A 16,279-nucleotide genomic window follows, 5' to 3' on the forward strand; every position below is an offset into this window, starting at 1 on the left:
GGCACGCACAAGGAATTCACATGCTGCAAGTCAAGGATCTGTACGTGGCCTATGGCCAGAGCGAGGCGCTGCACGGCATCAGCTTCGAGGGCCGCGAGAACGAAACCGTGGCCATCATGGGCCGCAACGGCATGGGCAAGACCACGCTGTTCAAAAGCCTGATGGGCGTCATGCCCGCCAAGAGCGGCCAGATCACCGTGGCCGGCCAGGACGTCACGAAGGACGAGAGCTTCCGGCGCGTGGCCAAGGGCATTGCCTACGTGCCCCAGGGCCGCATGATCTTCCCCACGCTGACCGTGGAAGAGAACATACAGACGGGCCTGGAGAACGCGAAGTCGCGCCAGGTGCCCGACGACATCTACGCCCTGTTCCCCGTGCTCTGGGACATGCGCCGGCGCAAGGGCGGCAACCTCTCGGGCGGGCAGCAGCAGCAGCTGGCCATTGCGCGCGCCCTGGTCACCGACCCCAAGGTGCTGCTGCTGGACGAGCCCACCGAGGGCATACAGCCTTCCATCATCAAGGACATCGCCAAGGCGCTCAACGAGATCCGCAAGCTGCGCCGCATCACCATCGTGGTCAGCGAGCAGGTGCTTTCCTTCGCCATGGATGTGGCCGACCGGCTGTTCGTCATCGAGGGCGGCCGCCTGGTCCATGAGACGGCCCGTGCTGATACGGATGAACAGCGCATCAAGTCCTACCTCTCTGTATGAAGCACCCCCTGAGCGGCTGCGCCGCTTCCCCCTCTCTCGCACGCGGGAGGGGGACGACACCCTCGGTGCGGGGCGGCCCTTCCTTGGTGTCCCTGGGTTGTGCCGTGCCGGTTTCATTCGCCGCGGTCGATGCAGGCGCCGAGTTCCTCTCTTTTTCCACTGCCATCGCAAGGAGCACACCATGGCCGAAACCCTGATCAAGGTCGATCTCAACCAGTCCCCCTACGACAACCCGCAGGTGCACAACCGCTGGCATCCCGACATCCCCATGGCGGTCTGGGTGGAGCCGGGCGCGGAGTTCAAGCTGGAGACGTATGACTGGACCGGCGGCGCCATCAAGAACGACGACAGCGCCGAAGACGTGCGCGAAGTGGACCTGTCCACCGTCCACTTCCTGTCCGGCCCCGTGGGCGTCAAGGGCGCCGAGCCCGGCGACCTGCTGGTGGTGGACCTGCTGGACATCGGCGCGCGCGACGACAGCCTCTGGGGCTTCAACGGCTTTTTCTCCAAGCAAAATGGCGGCGGCTTCCTGGACGAGCATTTCCCGCTGGCCCAGAAGTCCATCTGGGACTTCCACGGCATGTTCACCAAGAGCCGCCACATCCCCGGCGTCAACTTCGCAGGCCTCATCCACCCGGGCCTGATCGGCTGCCTGCCCGACCCCAAGATGCTGGCCAGCTGGAACGAGCGCGAGACCGGCCTCATCGCCACCGACCCCGACCGCATCCCCGGCTTGGCCAACCCGCCCAACGCCACCACCGCCCACATGGGCCAGATGCAGGGCGAGGCGCGCGACAAGGCCGCCGCCGAAGGCGCGCGCACCGTGCCGCCGCGCGAGCATGGCGGCAACTGCGACATCAAGGACCTCTCGCGCGGCTCGCGCGTGTTCTTCCCCGTCTACGTGGACGGCGCGGGCCTGAGCGTGGGCGACCTGCACTTCAGCCAGGGCGATGGCGAGATCACCTTCTGCGGCGCCATCGAGATGGCCGGCTGGGTGCACATGAAGGTCTCGCTGATCAAGGGCGGCATGGCCAAGTACGGCATCAAGAACCCCATCTTCAAGCCCAGCCCCATGACGCCCAACTACAAGGACTACCTGATCTTCGAAGGCATCTCGGTGGACGAAAAGGGCAAGCAGCACTACCTGGACGTGACCGTGGCCTACCGCCAGGCCTGCCTGAACGCCATCGAGTACCTGAAGAAATTCGGCTACAGCGGTGCCCAGGCCTACTCGCTGCTGGGCACGGCGCCCGTGCAGGGCCACATCAGCGGCGTGGTGGACGTGCCCAATGCCTGCGCCACGCTGTGGCTGCCCACGGAGATCTTCGACTTCGACATCAATCCCACGGCCGAGGGACCACAGAAGATCATCACGGGCGGGGTGGACCTGCCCATCGCCCAGGACAAGTAAGCCCGGCAACGACACCCGCCATCCACCATCCGCCAGAGGCCGCCCATGCCCACCTATGACTACCACTGCGCCGCATGCGGCGGCTTCGACGCGCTGCGCAGCCTCTCGCAGCGCAACGAGCCCGCGCCCTGCCCCATCTGCGAGGCGGCTTCGCCCCGCGTCTTCGTCAGCGCGCCGCGCCTGGCCTGCACCAGCCCCGAGCAGCGCCGCGCCCACGACACCAACGAGCGCGCCCGGCACGAGCCCAGGCGCTCACGCGATGTGGCCGAGGGCAGCTACGCGCGCATGCGCCACCCCTCGGGCTGCGGCTGCTGCAGCGGCGCCAGCAAGCGCGGCTCCACGGTCACGGCGCCCAACGGCGCCAAGACCTTCCCGACCAAGCGGCCCTGGATGATCAGCCACTGACCGCGGCCCCTGCGCCGCACCGATGCAAAAAAGGCCCGCGACGCGGGCCTTTGTCCTGCCTGGCCGTACGGCTCAGTGCACGGCGCCGATGAAGCCGGCCAGCTCCGGCGTCTGCGGGCTGGCGAACAGCTGCTTGGCCGGGCCGCTTTCGTGGATCAGGCCCTGGTGCATGAACACCAGCTGGTCGCCCACGTCGCGGGCAAAGCGCATCTCGTGCGTGACCATGATCAGCGTCATGCCCTCGGCGGCGAGCTGCTTGACCACGGCCAGCACCTCGTTGACCAGCTCCGGGTCCAGGGCCGAGGTGATCTCGTCGCATAGCAGCACCTTGGGCTGCATGGCCAGCGCGCGTGCAATCGCCACGCGCTGCTGCTGGCCGCCGCTGAGCTGGTCGGGGTAGCTGTCGTACTTGTCGCCCAGGCCGACCTTGGCCAGCATCTGGCGCGCCAGCGCCGCCGCCTCGGGCTTTTTCACGCCCTTGACCACGGTGGGCGACAGGGCCACGTTCTCGCCCGCCGTCAGGTGGGGGAACAGATTGAACTGCTGGAAGACCATGCCCACGTTCAGGCGCAGCGCGCGCAGCTGGGCGGGCGAGGGCGCGCTGCCCTCCGAGCCCTTGAGCACGGCGTCGTCCACCACGATCTGGCCGGACTGGATGGCCTCCAGCCCGTTGATGGAGCGCAGCAGCGTGCTCTTGCCCGAGCCGCTGCGGCCGATGATGGCGACCACCTGGCCGCTGTCCACGCTCAGGTCCACGCCCTTGAGCACATGGTTGTTGCCGTAATGCTTGTGAACGGCGCGCACATCAACGAGCGGCATAGAGTTTCTTCTCCAGATGGGATGCGTAGAGGGACAGGGGCCAGCACAGCAGGAAGTAGCCTGCGGCGACCAGGCCGTAGATGAGGAAGGGCTGGAAGGTGGCGTTGGCCAGCATGGAGCCGAGCTTGGTCAGCTCGCTGAAGCCGATGATCGAGGCCACGGCCGTGCCCTTGATGATCTGCACCGAGAAGCCGACCGTGGGCGCTATCGACAGGCGCAGCGCCTGCGGCAGCACCACATGGCGCATCTGCTGCAGGTAGCCCATGGCCAGGCTGGACGAGGCTTCCCACTGGCCGCGGGGAATGGACTCCACGCAGCCGCGCCAGACCTCGGCCAGGTAGGCGCTGGTGTACAGCGTCAGGCCGATGGCGGCCGCCGTCCAGGGCGAGATGTCCAGGCCGGCCATGGACGAGCCGAAGAAAACGATGAACATCTGCATCAGCAGCGGCGTGTTCTGGAAGGCCTGGATATAGGCCTTGGCCAGGCGGCGCAGGTTCAGGCTGCGGCCCACGCGGGCGAACAGCACCAGCAATCCGGTGGCGCCGCCCAGCACGAAGGCCAGCAGCGACAGCGCCAGCGTGGCCAGCAGGCCCTCGGCCAGCTTGGCCAGGATGGGCAGCAGGGGAATGTCGGCAATCATGCGGCGTCTCCGGCAGTGGTCGCAGGTGCAGCAGGTGCAGCGGGCCTGGCTGCACGCGGCGTGCGGCGGCCCACCACGAAGCGCTGGCCTATCCAGGCCAGCAACGGGCGCAGCGCCAGGGCCAGCACGAAGTACGCCGCCGTCACCACCAGGTAGGTCTCGAACGCGCGGAAGTTGCGCGACTGGATGAAGTTGGCCGCAAACGTCAGGTCCTGGGCCGCGATCTGCGAGACCACCGAGGTGCCCAGCATCACGATCACGATCTGGCTGCTCAGCGAGGGCCAGACCCGCTGCAGCGCAGGGCGCAGCACCACATGGCGGAAGACCGCCCAGCGGCCCATGCCCAGCGCGCCAGCGGCTTCCAGCTGGCCGCGCGGCGTCTCCTGGATGCCGGCGCGCACGATCTCGGTGATGTAGGCGCCCAGGTTGATCACCGTGGTCAGCAGGCAGGCCTGCCATTCGTTGATCTGCACGCCCAGCGAAGGCAGGCCGAAGAACACGAACATCAGCTGCACCAGGAAGGGCGTGTTGCGTATGCCCTCCACGTACACCTTGAACAGCCAGTGCAGCGGCGCAATGCGCCAGGCGCGGCTGACGCCGCCGGCCACGCCGATGGCGCCGCCCAGCACGGCGCCCGCCGCCGTCAGCGCCAGCGTGAAGCCCGCGCCCTGTGCCAGCAGGCCGCTGTAGTCGAACACGGCGCCGAAGTCGAATTGATAGGCCATGGAAAGATTTCCGGGAACAGGGGCGCAGCGGTTACAGGGTGGCGGGCAGCGGCATCTTCATCCAGCGCTGGGACAGGCTGGTCAGGCGGCCGTCGGCCTTGAGCTTGGTGATGATGGCGTCCACCTTCTGCAGCAGCGCCGGCTCGCCCTTGGCCACGCCGATGTAGCAGGGCGTGTCCTCGACCGCGAACTTCACGTCCAGCTGGCGCAGCCTGGTGCGCTCGTTGACGGCGTTGGCCACGATGTTGCCCAGCGTCACCAGCTGCACCTGGCCCGTCAGGTAGCTTTGCGCGGTGGCGTTGTTGTCCTCGTAGCGCTTGATGGTGGCCGAGGCCGGCGCCACCTGCGTGAGGGCCAGGTCCTCGGTGGAGCCGCGCGTCACGCCCACGGTTTTGCCGGCCAGGTCGGCAGGGGCCTTGATGCTCATGTCCTTGGGGCCATAGACGCTCTTGGGGAAGGGTGCATAGGCCTGGGTGAAGTCGATCACCTTGGCGCGCTCGGCGTTCTTGCCCAGGCTGGAGATGACGATGTCGGCCTTGCCCGTGGTCAGGAAGGGGATGCGGTTGGTGCTGGTCACGGGCACCAGCTCCACCTTCACGCCCAGCTCCTGGGCCACCAGGGCCGCCATGTCGATGTCATAGCCCTGCAGCTTCAGGTCGGTGCCCAGCGAGCCGAAGGGCGGGAAGTCCTGCGGAATCGCCACGCGCAGCACGCCGGCCTTCTGGATGTTGGCCAGCATGTCGGCATGGGCGGCGCCGCCCAGGCCGGCAGCGGCCAGGGTGGCGGCCGCCAGGGCGGTGCGGATGAATGCGCGGCGGGGTGTCAGGGGGGAAGTCATGCGAAAGCTCCTTCGGAAGGTGGGGTGAGGCGAAAGGAAAGCGGGTCAGGGTCGGGCGCAGATGTATCGGGCGCCGTTGCGTCGGGCGCTGTTGCGTCTGGCGCCGCCGCGTCGTCCGGTGTGTCGAGATCGATGCCGCTGCGCCTGGCAGCCGACAGCAGGTGGGCGCGCATGGCACCCGCCGCACCCGGCGCATCGCCTGCGCAGACGGCCTGCACGATGGCGTCGTGCTCGCGCACCGGCTGGTCGTCGGCGCCGCTCCAGGCAAAGGGCAGGCGCAGGCTGTGGCTGATGGCCAGCTCCAGCTGGCGCGCCATGGCCACCAGGCCCGGGTTGCCCGACAGCTGGGCCAGCAGCAGGTGGAACTGCAGATCGGCGTCGGCGGCGGCCAGCAGGTCGCTGCGGTCCAGGGCGTGGGCCAGCTGGGACTGGGTCCATTGCAGCTGGCGCAGGCCGCTGTCGTCGGCGCGCACGGCCGCCAGCGCGGCCCAGCCCGGCTCCAGCACCAGGCGCAGCTCGATCAGCTGGCGCGGCGACAGCGTGCCCAGCGCCGGGGTGGCATAGGCGCGGTGCATGCGTGCACGGCCGCTGTGCGGGCCGTTGATGCGCACGCCCTTGCCCGGCTGGATCTCGACCAGGCCCAGGGCCTCCAGCATGGACAGCGCCTCGCGCAGCGAAGCGCGGCTGATGCCCAGCTGCCGGGCCAGCTCGCGCTGCGGCGGCAGCTGGCTGCCGCCGGGATAGTGGCCGCTCAGGATGTGCTGCTGCAGCGTCTGGGCCATCGAGATCGGAATGCTTTGCATGGGCTGGCGCGGGTGGAGGGTTTTGGCCTGACTGGTCAGACCACGTACCCAGCAGATAGCGAATTGCGTGCCAGATGCAAAAAAAGGAGCGTTGTCCTCAGGCATTGCAAAGAATCCGGGGCGATGGGACATCGACAATCCGCCCCGAAGGCGCCGCCAGCGGCCCGCGCTGCCGCGCTTTGGTGCAGTGCCGCATGGCTTTGTGCAGGCCTGCCCCGAATGCGGGCGTAAAACCCGCACTGCAGGCCGCCGCCAGCCGCCGTAGAATCCCGGGCTTTGGCCCGAGGAGCGTTGCAGCGCGGCACCCGCCCATCCGTACACCGGATCGCGTGCCGCGTCAGGCTTGGGCCAGGTGCAGGTTCCCGGCCGGACCGCGCCCACGGTGCCAACGACGCTCACCTGTTGCCATGCCGTTTTTGCAGGTGAGCTTGATGTCGTCCTCTTTCACTCCCCCTCCCATGAAGCTGTCCGGACTGGAGCCGGTGACCATCGGCGAGGGCACGCTGTTCGTCAACGTGGGCGAGCGCACCAACGTCACGGGTTCCAAAGCCTTTGCGCGCATGATCCTCAACGAGCAGTACGAGGAAGCGCTGTCCGTGGCGCGCCAGCAGGTGGAAAACGGCGCCCAGGTCATCGACGTGAACATGGACGAGGCCATGCTCGACAGCAAGGCCGCCATGGTGCGCTTCCTGAACCTCATCGCCTCCGAGCCCGACATCGCCAAGGTGCCGGTCATGGTGGACAGCTCCAAGTGGGAGGTCATCGAGGCCGGCCTGCGCTGCCTGCAGGGCAAGGGCATCGTCAACTCCATCTCCATGAAGGAAGGCCTGGATGAATTCAAGCGCCAGGCCCGGCTGATCAAGCGCTACGGCGCGGCCGCCGTGGTCATGGCCTTCGACGAGAAGGGCCAGGCCGACACCTACCAGCGCAAGATCGAGATCTGCGAGCGCGCCTACCGCATCCTGGTGGACGAGGTGGGCTTCCCGCCCGAGGACATCGTCTTCGACCCCAACATCTTCGCCGTGGCCACCGGCATCGAGGAACACGACAACTACGCCGTGGACTTCATCGAGGCCGTGCGCTGGATCAAGCAGAACCTGCCCGGCGCCAAGGTCTCGGGCGGCGTCTCCAACGTGAGCTTCAGCTTCCGCGGCAACGACCCCGTGCGCGAGGCCATCCACACCGTGTTCCTCTACCACGCCATCTCGGCGGGCATGGACATGGGCATCGTCAACGCCGGCATGGTCGGCGTCTATGACGACCTGGAGCCCGAACTGCGCGAGCGCGTGGAAGACGTGGTGCTCAACCGCCGCCCTGACGCTGCGGAACGCCTGCTGGAGATTGCCGACGCCGCCAAGGGCGCCGCCAAGGACGACAGCAAGAAGCTCGAATGGCGCGGCACGCCCGAGAACCCGAAGACCGTGGGCGAGCGCCTGTCGCACGCCCTGGTGCACGGCATCACCGACTTCATCGTCGCCGACACCGAAGAGGCCTACCAGCAGATCGTGGTGCAGGGCGGCGGCCGCCCGCTGCACGTGATCGAAGGTCCGCTCATGGACGGCATGAACATCGTGGGCGACCTGTTCGGCGCCGGCAAGATGTTCCTGCCCCAGGTGGTCAAGTCGGCGCGCGTGATGAAGCAGGCCGTGGCCCACCTCGTGCCCTACATCGAAGAGGAAAAGCGCCAGCAGGAAGCGGCGGGCCTGGACGTGTCCAGCAAGGGCAAGATCGTCATCGCCACCGTCAAGGGCGACGTGCACGACATCGGCAAGAACATCGTCACCGTGGTCCTGCAGTGCAACAACTTCGAGGTCATCAACATGGGCGTGATGGTGCCCTGCCACGAGATCCTGGCCAAGGCCAAGGCCGAGGGCGCGGACATCATCGGCCTGTCGGGCCTGATCACGCCCAGCCTCGAAGAGATGCAATACGTCGCCGGCGAGATGCACAAGGACGACTACTTCCGCATCAAGAAGATTCCGCTGCTGATTGGCGGCGCCACCTGCTCGCGCGTGCACACCGCCGTCAAGATCGCGCCCAAGTACGAAGGCCCCGTGGTCTACGTGCCCGATGCCTCGCGCAGCGTCAGCGTGGCCCAGAGCCTGCTGGGCGAGAACAAGGGCAACTACCTGGCCGAGATCCAGGCCGACTACGACAAGGTCCGCACCCAGCACGCCAACAAGAAGAAGACGCCGCTGTGGCCGCTGGACAAGGCCCGCGCCAACGCCACGCCCGTGGACTTTTCCCAGGCCCCCGTGGCGCCGCGCGCCCTGGGCCGGCGCGTGTTCCGCAACTTCGACCTGGCCGAGATCGCCGAATACATCGACTGGGGCCCGTTCTTCCAGACCTGGGACCTGGCCGGCCCCTATCCGGCCATCCTCGACGACGAGATCGTGGGCGTGCAGGCCCGCCAGGTGCTGGCCGACGGCCAGGCCATGCTCAGGAAGATCATCGAAGGCCGCTGGCTGCAGGCCAACGGCGCCATCGGCCTGTTCCCTGCCAACCGCGTGGGCGATGACATCGAGTTCTACGCCGACGAGTCCCGCAGCCAGGTGCTGATGACCTGGTACGGCATGCGCCAGCAGACCGAAAAGCAGATGGTGGAAGGCCCGGATGGCCAGCCCGTGATGCGCCCCAGCCGCTGCCTGTCCGACTTCGTGGCCACCAAGGAATCGGGCATCCAGGACTACGCGGGCCTGTTCGCCGTCACGGCCGGCATCGGCGCCGAGAAGAAGGACAAGGAGTTCCAGGACGCGCTGGACGACTACTCCGGCATCATGTTCAAGGCCCTGGCCGACCGCCTGGCCGAGGCCTTCGCCGAATGCCTGCACCAGCGCGTGCGCAAGGACCTGTGGGGCTATGCGCCCGACGAGTACCTCAGCAACGAAGCGCTGATCAAGGAACAGTACAAGGGCGTGCGCCCCGCGCCCGGCTACCCGGCCTGCCCCGACCACAGCGCCAAGACCGACCTGTTCGCCGTGCTCAAGGCCGACGAGATCGGCATGACGCTGACCGAAAGCCTGGCCATGAACCCGGCCTCCAGCGTCAGCGGCTTCTACATCGGCCACCCCGACGCCGTCTACTTCAACGTCGGCGAGATCGGCGAGGACCAACTGGCCGACATGGCCGCGCGCCGGGGCATGGACATCGAGGAACTGCGCCGGTTGCTGGCGCCGAATCTCGCCTGATATTGGGTTGACCGCTGGCTTGGCTACGCCGGTCAGGCGTGCGATTTTTTGCTATTTTGGACAAAGGCATTCATCTTTGACTGGAATTGCGGACAGGGCGTGCCAGCGGCGCAGGCAGTCGATCAGAAGTCGCGTTGACCAACCGTGCTTGCGCACATCCGCCGCCGCCCGCAGCACACGCCGTTGCCAGGCCAGTCCGAGGATGTGATCCGGCTGAGCGTTCACGCGCGCGCCGATGCTGCGGGGGCCAGGATGCCCTATAAGGGCCCGGTGCACGCCAGCCGAACCCGCACCTCCTTGTTGGCGACCAGGGCCGGATCGGTCGCAAGGACGAGTTTTCTCTCTCCCCCGCTGCCCAGGTCGATCAGGCCTTCCTGCAGTACCTGCCGGACGCCCCCTCGGTTCACGCTGCTCGTGTAGGTCGCCAGAGCCGAAAGGCATCCGCACTCGCCAATCGATTTGCGCAGTTGAACACGGGTGTTCGCCCACACCACGTTGGACTCTGTGGAAGTCTTCGTCGCCGTGATCGACACGCAGGCTGAAAGATCGTTCTGAAACGTTATCTGGTCGGCATGGGCGGCAAAGGCGGATCCGCCAAACAAGGCAGACCATATTAAAAATCGAGCCATGCTATGCACGTGTGCCTCCGTTTGTCACTCTTGCCGGGACGTAATTGACTTTCAGAATGAAATAGCTACGTGAACTGGACTTCGCCTTCGACCGAAGAATCGGGAAGAATCTATGCTCAACCTCAATACATCCGTGGCTGAAGCCTTTGGTTGAATCATGCAGATAAAAGCCGCTGCGAACGGGGTTGCAAGCGATGCGCGTTTGAGTGTCGGCGGGCTCCATCCGCGCCCGGTTCTGCCCCCAGTTTGCCCAATAGGCTTCGCAGCTTCCGGCGGCAGCTCCGCGTGGAATCGTCTGGACTCCCCATCCGGGAGACAGGTTGCATCTTCCCGCACCGTCATCCTTCGCCGCCCCACGATCGGTGACGAGCACCTTGTACACCCCCTCCGGAATTGGTCCGCTGTCTTTGATGCACTGATTTTCTGGCATCTGAAAACCTGGAAGTCCTGTCGTTGCCTTGAAGCTACCGGAGCCATTCCATGTCAGCTTCTGCCCATCAAACTCCATATCTGGTATCACAAACTGTCCCTCCAATTTTCTAAAGTCGCATCAATCGAGTTTCTCGGTAGCCACGGTTTGATGCCATCCAGATTCATAAGCTTCATCTGGATCAGAGATCGGGGCAGCTTAATGCGCTTATTGCCTCGAAGGCAAGTTGGAGGGAACGTGTTTTTGCGACATGCTGTAACGATCTTGTATACCAATTCGCTGCAATCGCATTCAGGTATACCTGATTGCCATGGATGAGATCGCCTGAATATGCCCACTGCCAGAGTCCAAAAAAACAAGGCGCACGAGGCGCCTTGTCATGGGTCAGCGGGATGGGAGTTTCAGAGCCCGATTTCCTTGTTGTACGCCTTGCGCGCCGCAACGGCCGTGTCCGTGAAGTCGGTGAACACGCCGTCGATGCCCAGGCGGTAGTAGGCCAGGTATTCCTGCACGGGGTCGCCCTTGTACAGGCCGGCGAGGCGGCCCGGCTCGTTGCGGAAGGTGAAGCTGTGCACGATCAGGCCGGCCTTGTGGGCGTCGCGGATCAGGCCCGTGTCCTTGACGGTGTTCACGTCCTTGAGGCCGGCGCCGTCCTTGTAGGGCACGACGGAGTGGGCCAGGACCTGGGGCTTCCAGGGGCCGATGCCGTCGGCATAGGTCTTGATCTCGGCCAGGCCTGCGGGCGTGAGCATGGTGGCGAAGGTGCGCGCGTCGCCGGCCAGGGTCCAGCTGTAGGGGCGGCCGCTGATGAAGGTCCACTCATCGTTGGTGATGTAGACCATGGAGCCGTCGCGCAGATTGAAGTCGTTGCCGTCGATCAGCTGCACGCCCTTGGCCTTCATGCCGGCCTGGCGCAGGTACTTGAGGCTGGCCGGGTCGAAGCTCTGGATGTAGATGGGCGAATCCTTGGCGTTGAGCTTGTTCTGGTCCAGCAGCTTGATCACCGCGTCTTCAAACGGGCGCGAGCCGGGCGCGCCGCAGCCGTTGGCGATCGCCTGCTGGTTGTTCCAGTACGGGTTCTTGGTCTCGGCGTAGACGGGGATGGTGCGGCCCAGGGCCTTGCCCTTGGCGGCGGCGATGTCCAGCACGTCCTGGGCGCTGATCAGGGGCAGCTTGCCGTTCCACTCGGTGGGGCGCTCGCTGCGGTTGTCCAGGATCGTGCCGCCCAGCCAGGTGCGCAGCTCCTGCATCGTGAAGTCGCTGATGGACCAGTCGTTGCGGTGGTCCTCGCCATCGACCACCAGGGCCTTGAGCACGGACTTGGGATCGTTGGCATCGAGCTGGTCGCTCAGGTATTGCGAGGGGCCGTTGGCAGGCACGGCGGGGTACTTCACGTTGACCAGCACGCCGGCCGCAGTGCGCTGGCGGCGCGCCACTTCGGCATTGGTCTTGGCCACGTCGGCCACGTTGGTGCTGTCGCTGAGCCAGGCGTTGTGGCGGGCGACCAGCTGGCAGTCCTTCGTCAGGTGCATGTCGAGTTCGAGCATGTCCGCGCCCGCGTCGGCGGCGGCCTCGTAGGCCATGCGTGTCTGCTCCGGGAACTTGCCCGAGAAGCCGCGGTGGGCGATCACCTGGGGCTGCTTTCCGTCGAGCGTGAGGTAGAACGAGCCGCCGTCGCCGCCGCAGGCCGTGAGGACTGCAGCCGCGCACAGGGACGCGAGCAGGGGAGTGCGGGAAAAGGACATAGGACGTTGGGTCATATCCGAAGCAGTGGTGGGTTGATGAACGGCGCGCAATGCGCCAGCTCAGCAGCGTATGCAGTCAGCCGTGTCGGCACCATGACAGTGCGCCCCGTAGGGCCCGGATTGGCGTTTTAGCGACGGTCGGTGGAAATTTGCCGACCCACCGACACAGGGTTATCCCCCGAACAGGGGTGCCAGCGTGGCACGCAGGCGGTCGCCGGCGTCGGGCGCCTCGCTCGGGCGGATCTCCAGCGAACGCTCCACCGTGCCGATGTGCTCCAGCAGCAGGGCCTTGGCGCCCTCGGTGTCGCCGCGCTCCAGGGCCTCGACGATGCGCTCGTGCTCGGCGCAGGACTGGCTGGCGCTGTGGGTGGACTGGAACAATGTGGCCGCCAGCGTGGTGCGCGCCGTGAGGTCGCGCAGGGTGAGCGCCAGCAGCCGGTGCCCCATCTGCTCGGCCAGGCAGACGTGGAAGTCGGCCAGCAGGAAGGCGCGCGTGGCGGCGTCGGCGCCCGCAATGGCCTCCTGCTCCTGGGCGATGTGGCGGCGCAGCTGGCCGATCACGCTTTGCAGGGGGCGCCCGGCCTCGCCCAGGATGCCGGTCTCGATGATGCGGCGCGCCGCGAAGGCGTCCTGCGCCTCCTCGGCCGAGGGCTGGACCACGTACCAGCCGCGCCGGGGCTGCACCTGCACGAAGCCGCGCGCCTGCAGCTGCATCAGCGCCTCGCGCACCATGGTGCGGCTGACCTCGAAGTTGTCGGCCAGCTCCTGCTCCCCCAGCCGTTCACCGGGCGCCAGTTTCTGGGCCAGGATGGCTTCGACGACGCGCTCGGCGATGTGCTGGGGGCTTACAGGTGTCATTGCGTTGCAGGGTGGGCAGGAGTCACGGTTGCGGGGACGGCGGCGGCGCCGGAGGGCTCGGCGTCGGGCCCCTGATTGTCGGCCAGGCCGTTGAGCACGGCATGGGCGCGCTCGCGGTCGATGTCACCTTCCCAGGCCGCGATGGCCACGGTGGCCACGCAGTTGCCGATCAGGTTGCCCAGCGCGCGGGCAATGCCCATGAACCAGTCCACCGACAGCACCAGCACCAGGCCGATGGCGGGGATGGCCGGAATCGCATGCAGCGTGGCCGCCAGCACCACGATGGCCGAGCCCGGCACGCCGTGGGCGCCCTTGGAGGTCACCAGCGCAATCGCCAGGATGGTCAGCAGGTCGGCCATGCCGATGGGCGTGTTCGTGGCCTGGGCGATGAACACGGCCGCCAGCGTGATGTAGATGGAGAAGGCGTCCAGGTTGAACGAGTAGCCCGTGGGAATCACCAGGCCCACGGTGGAGTCGCGCACGCCCAGGTTGCGCAGCTTGGCCATGATCTGGGGCAGCACGCTGTCCGAGGAGGTGGTGGCGAAGACCACCATCAGCTCCTCGCGCAGGTAGCGCAGCAGCTTGATCAGGCTGAAGCCCGAAAAGCGCATCACCAGGCCCAGCACCACGAAGACGAAGAAGATCACGGCCACGTAGAACAGCAGCACCAGCATGCCCAGCTGCTTGAGCGAGCCTATGCCGTACTGGCCCACGGTGAAGGCGATGGCGCCCAGCACGCCCAGCGGCGCCAGCTTGATGAGGATGCCCATGATCTTGAACAGCACGTTCGACAGCGTGTCGATCAGCGCATGCACGGGCGCGCCGCGCTCGCCCAGCATGGTCAGCGCGCAGCCGAACAGCACGGCGAACAGCAGCACCTGCAGCACGTCGCCCGTGGCAAAGGCCTGCACCACGGTGGTGGGGATGAGCTTCATCAGGAAGTCCACCGTGCCGCCGCTGGTCAGCTTGTCGGCGTTGCTGGCATAGGCGCTCATGGCCGAGGCGTCGAGCTTGCTCGGGTCCACGTTCATGCCCGCGCCGGGCTGGAACACGAAGGCCAGCACCAGGCCCAGCACCAGGGCGATGGTGGTCAGCACCTCGAAGTAGATCAGCGACTTGACGCCGACCCGGCCCACGCGCTTGAGGTCGCCCGCGCCCGCGATGCCGTGCACCACCACGCAGAACACCAGCACGGGAATGATCATCTTGATGAGCTTGATGAAGCCATCGCCCAGGGGCTTGAGTTTCACGGCCCATTCAGGGGCCAATATTCCGGCGAGCACACCCAGGATGAGTGCGATCACCACCTGTCCGAACAGTGATCTGGCAAAGCGGCGCATAGTCGTCTTTCGCAAGTTGTGGAATCTTGTATGCAAGTAGCTCTGCAACTTGCATGCAAGAATGTAGACAAGCGAAACGCGTGCCAGCAGAGGGTATTCCCTGCGGATTTGCGGCACTCCAGAGAAGTTCAGCCCTGACTTTTTCTGCATGAAATCGGCAGATGCGGGCGGGCCTCCCCGCCGTGGTGCAGGGCGGGGGCCGGCATGCCCGCGCATGGTGCGCGCGGCGTGCGGCAAGGCTGCGCAGGCCCCGTGCCGGGGCATGCGCGAGGGCGGCGCAGGGCGCGCCGCCCGGGGGGATCAGCGCAGGTTGCGCTCCATCGCGCGGTCCTTGATGAAGAAGGCCGCCAGCAGGCCCAGCGTCACGCCGAACATCACATAGAAGGCCGGCGCCATGGGCGAGCCCGTGGAGCGGATCAGCCAGGTCACGATGAACTGCGCGAAGCCGCCGAAGATCATCACCGCCACGTTGTAGGCCATGGACATGCCGGCCGAACGCACCTGGGGCGGGAACAGCTCGGCCATCACCGTGCTGAACACGCCGAAGAACACGGCCACGAACACGCAGACCACCAACTGGGTGATCAGCAGCTTCTGCACCGTGGGGCCGTCGGTCAGCCAGGCATACAGCGGGTAGAGCACCACCAGGTAGCCGATCAGCGAGCCGATGGTCAGCATGCGGCGGCCCACGCGGTCCGACAGGGCGCCGAAGAACGGCATGATCACCACCATCAGCGCGGCGCCGGCCATCTGCACCATGAAGGCATCGCGCATGGGCAGCTTCAGCGTCACCGTGGCATAGGTCACCAGATAGGTGAAGGTGATGTAGATGGACACCGTGGCCGTGACCACCAGGCCCATGCCCACCAGCGTCTCGCGCGCATGCGTGCGCAGCATCTCCATGATGCCGATCTGGCGCGCCTTGCCGCTGGCCTGCGCGGCCTGCATTTCCTTGAAGACCTCGGGCTCCTCCACATGGCGGCGGATGTACAGCGCCACGGGAACGATCAGCAGGCCCACGGCGAAGGGCACGCGCCAGGCCCAGGCCATCAGTTCCTCCTCGGTGAAGATCTCGGTGATCAGCGTGCCCGTGGCCGCGCCGATCAGCAGGGCCAGCATCTGGCCGGCCATCTGCCAGGAACCATAGAAGCCGCGCTTGCCGGGCGGTGCCAGCTCGATCAGCAGTGCCGTGGACGTGCCGAACTCGCCGCCGGCCGCAAAGCCCTGCAGCAGCCGTGCCAGCACGATGAACAGCGGCGCCAGGATGCCCACCGCCGCATACGTGGGCGCCAGCGTGATCAGCGCGATGGCCACGGCCATCAGGCCGGTCACCATCACCATGGCCGCCTTGCGGCCCTTGCGGTCCCCGTACAGGCCCAGCAGGATGCCGCCCACGGGCCGCATGAAAAAGCCCACGCCGAACACGGCCGTGGTCATCAGGATGCGGTTGATGTTGTCGTCCGGATTGTCGGGATTGCTGGGGAAGAACAGCTTGGCGACGATGGGTGTCATGAAGGCGAACACCAGGAAGTCATACCACTCCAGCGCGTTGCCGATGACGGCAGCCACGATGTTGCGGGTCGAGACGGTTTGCTTGGTCAAAGCAGGGTCCATTTCCGAAAAGGGATTGAAAAGACGGCAGTCACGCCCGGGGCATGGGTCGGCGTGCCTGCCCGGGCCGCAACCCGGGCGTACACTGCTTCGCCATATGCAATGCCTATGCCATGGCCTGCGTCGT

General features: G+C 66.4%; 14 protein-coding genes and 1 riboswitch. Of the genes, 4 read left to right on the top strand and 10 right to left on the bottom strand.

Annotated features, from left to right (window positions below):
• The first annotated feature begins 20 nt into the window (after nucleotides 1–20).
• The 3 genes from urtE (at nucleotide 21) to ACN20X_RS01110 (ending at nucleotide 2,526) form a co-directional block, all read left to right on the top strand.
• Nucleotides 21–710 carry an urea ABC transporter ATP-binding subunit UrtE gene (gene urtE, locus ACN20X_RS01100; protein ID WP_016450221.1) on the top strand — a complete coding sequence of 230 codons (690 nt, stop codon included), beginning with the start codon at nucleotides 21–23 and terminating at the stop codon, nucleotides 708–710.
• 181 nt (nucleotides 711–891) lie between these two features.
• Nucleotides 892–2,121 (top strand): formamidase, encoded by a 1,230-nt coding sequence (fmdA, locus tag ACN20X_RS01105; protein WP_473210206.1) that lies wholly within the window; start codon nucleotides 892–894, stop codon nucleotides 2,119–2,121.
• 45 nt (nucleotides 2,122–2,166) lie between these two features.
• Nucleotides 2,167–2,526 (top strand): FmdB family zinc ribbon protein, encoded by a 360-nt coding sequence (locus ACN20X_RS01110; protein ID WP_016452169.1) that lies wholly within the window; start codon nucleotides 2,167–2,169, stop codon nucleotides 2,524–2,526.
• Nucleotides 2,527–2,598: 72 nt separating this feature from the next.
• On the opposite strand, the gene ACN20X_RS01115 is transcribed toward ACN20X_RS01110, so the two are convergent.
• Genes ACN20X_RS01115 through ACN20X_RS01135 form a run of 5 tightly spaced genes read right to left on the bottom strand, consistent with a single transcriptional unit; the run spans nucleotide 2,599 to nucleotide 6,351 of the window.
• Entirely contained in the window at nucleotides 2,599–3,345 is a 747-nt protein-coding gene (locus ACN20X_RS01115) for an amino acid ABC transporter ATP-binding protein (protein WP_016448706.1), read from the bottom strand.
• On the bottom strand, nucleotides 3,332–3,985 hold the full coding sequence (locus ACN20X_RS01120; protein WP_017406331.1) for an amino acid ABC transporter permease: 654 nt from the start codon (nucleotides 3,983–3,985) through the stop codon (nucleotides 3,332–3,334). Before ACN20X_RS01120 ends, ACN20X_RS01115 begins: the two co-directional genes overlap by 14 nt.
• Complete coding sequence (locus ACN20X_RS01125) at nucleotides 3,982–4,710, bottom strand: amino acid ABC transporter permease (protein ID WP_473210207.1); 729 nt, start codon at nucleotides 4,708–4,710, stop codon at nucleotides 3,982–3,984. Before ACN20X_RS01125 ends, ACN20X_RS01120 begins: the two co-directional genes overlap by 4 nt.
• Before the next feature lie 31 nt (nucleotides 4,711–4,741).
• Nucleotides 4,742–5,548 carry a transporter substrate-binding domain-containing protein gene (locus ACN20X_RS01130; protein ID WP_016452167.1) on the bottom strand — a complete coding sequence of 269 codons (807 nt, stop codon included), beginning with the start codon at nucleotides 5,546–5,548 and terminating at the stop codon, nucleotides 4,742–4,744.
• On the bottom strand, nucleotides 5,545–6,351 hold the full coding sequence (locus ACN20X_RS01135; protein ID WP_097204644.1) for a FadR/GntR family transcriptional regulator: 807 nt from the start codon (nucleotides 6,349–6,351) through the stop codon (nucleotides 5,545–5,547). The genes ACN20X_RS01130 and ACN20X_RS01135 overlap by 4 nt, the downstream gene beginning before the upstream one ends.
• Before the next feature lie 277 nt (nucleotides 6,352–6,628).
• A riboswitch (S-adenosyl-L-homocysteine riboswitch) is annotated at nucleotides 6,629–6,755 on the top strand.
• Between the two features lie 27 nt (nucleotides 6,756–6,782).
• Between ACN20X_RS01135 and metH the strand changes: the two genes are divergently transcribed.
• A complete protein-coding gene (gene metH, locus ACN20X_RS01140; protein WP_473210208.1) occupies nucleotides 6,783–9,539 on the top strand; it encodes a methionine synthase in 2,757 nt (918 codons plus the stop codon).
• A 257-nt stretch (nucleotides 9,540–9,796) separates the two neighbouring features.
• Here the strand turns inward: metH and ACN20X_RS01145 are convergent, their stop codons facing one another.
• The 5 genes from ACN20X_RS01145 to ACN20X_RS01165 form a co-directional block, all read right to left on the bottom strand.
• The gene (locus tag ACN20X_RS01145) at nucleotides 9,797–10,168 is read right to left on the bottom strand and encodes a DUF2195 family protein (protein WP_026062624.1); all 372 of its coding nucleotides are present in this window, start codon (nucleotides 10,166–10,168) and stop codon (nucleotides 9,797–9,799) included.
• Nucleotides 10,169–10,999: 831 nt separating this feature from the next.
• Complete coding sequence (locus ACN20X_RS01150) at nucleotides 11,000–12,343, bottom strand: glycerophosphodiester phosphodiesterase family protein (RefSeq protein WP_017406328.1); 1,344 nt, start codon at nucleotides 12,341–12,343, stop codon at nucleotides 11,000–11,002.
• Nucleotides 12,344–12,514: 171 nt separating this feature from the next.
• Complete coding sequence (locus ACN20X_RS01155; RefSeq protein WP_016448699.1) at nucleotides 12,515–13,201, bottom strand: GntR family transcriptional regulator; 687 nt, start codon at nucleotides 13,199–13,201, stop codon at nucleotides 12,515–12,517.
• Nucleotides 13,198–14,541 (bottom strand): C4-dicarboxylate transporter DctA, encoded by a 1,344-nt coding sequence (locus tag ACN20X_RS01160; RefSeq protein ID WP_016448698.1) that lies wholly within the window; start codon nucleotides 14,539–14,541, stop codon nucleotides 13,198–13,200. The genes ACN20X_RS01155 and ACN20X_RS01160 overlap by 4 nt, the downstream gene beginning before the upstream one ends.
• Nucleotides 14,542–14,841: 300 nt before the next feature.
• The gene (locus ACN20X_RS01165) at nucleotides 14,842–16,155 is read right to left on the bottom strand and encodes an MFS transporter (protein WP_016448697.1); all 1,314 of its coding nucleotides are present in this window, start codon (nucleotides 16,153–16,155) and stop codon (nucleotides 14,842–14,844) included.
• Between the last annotated feature and the right edge of the window lie 124 nt (nucleotides 16,156–16,279).

The sequence above is a fragment of the Delftia sp. PX-1 genome (assembly GCF_055797465.1).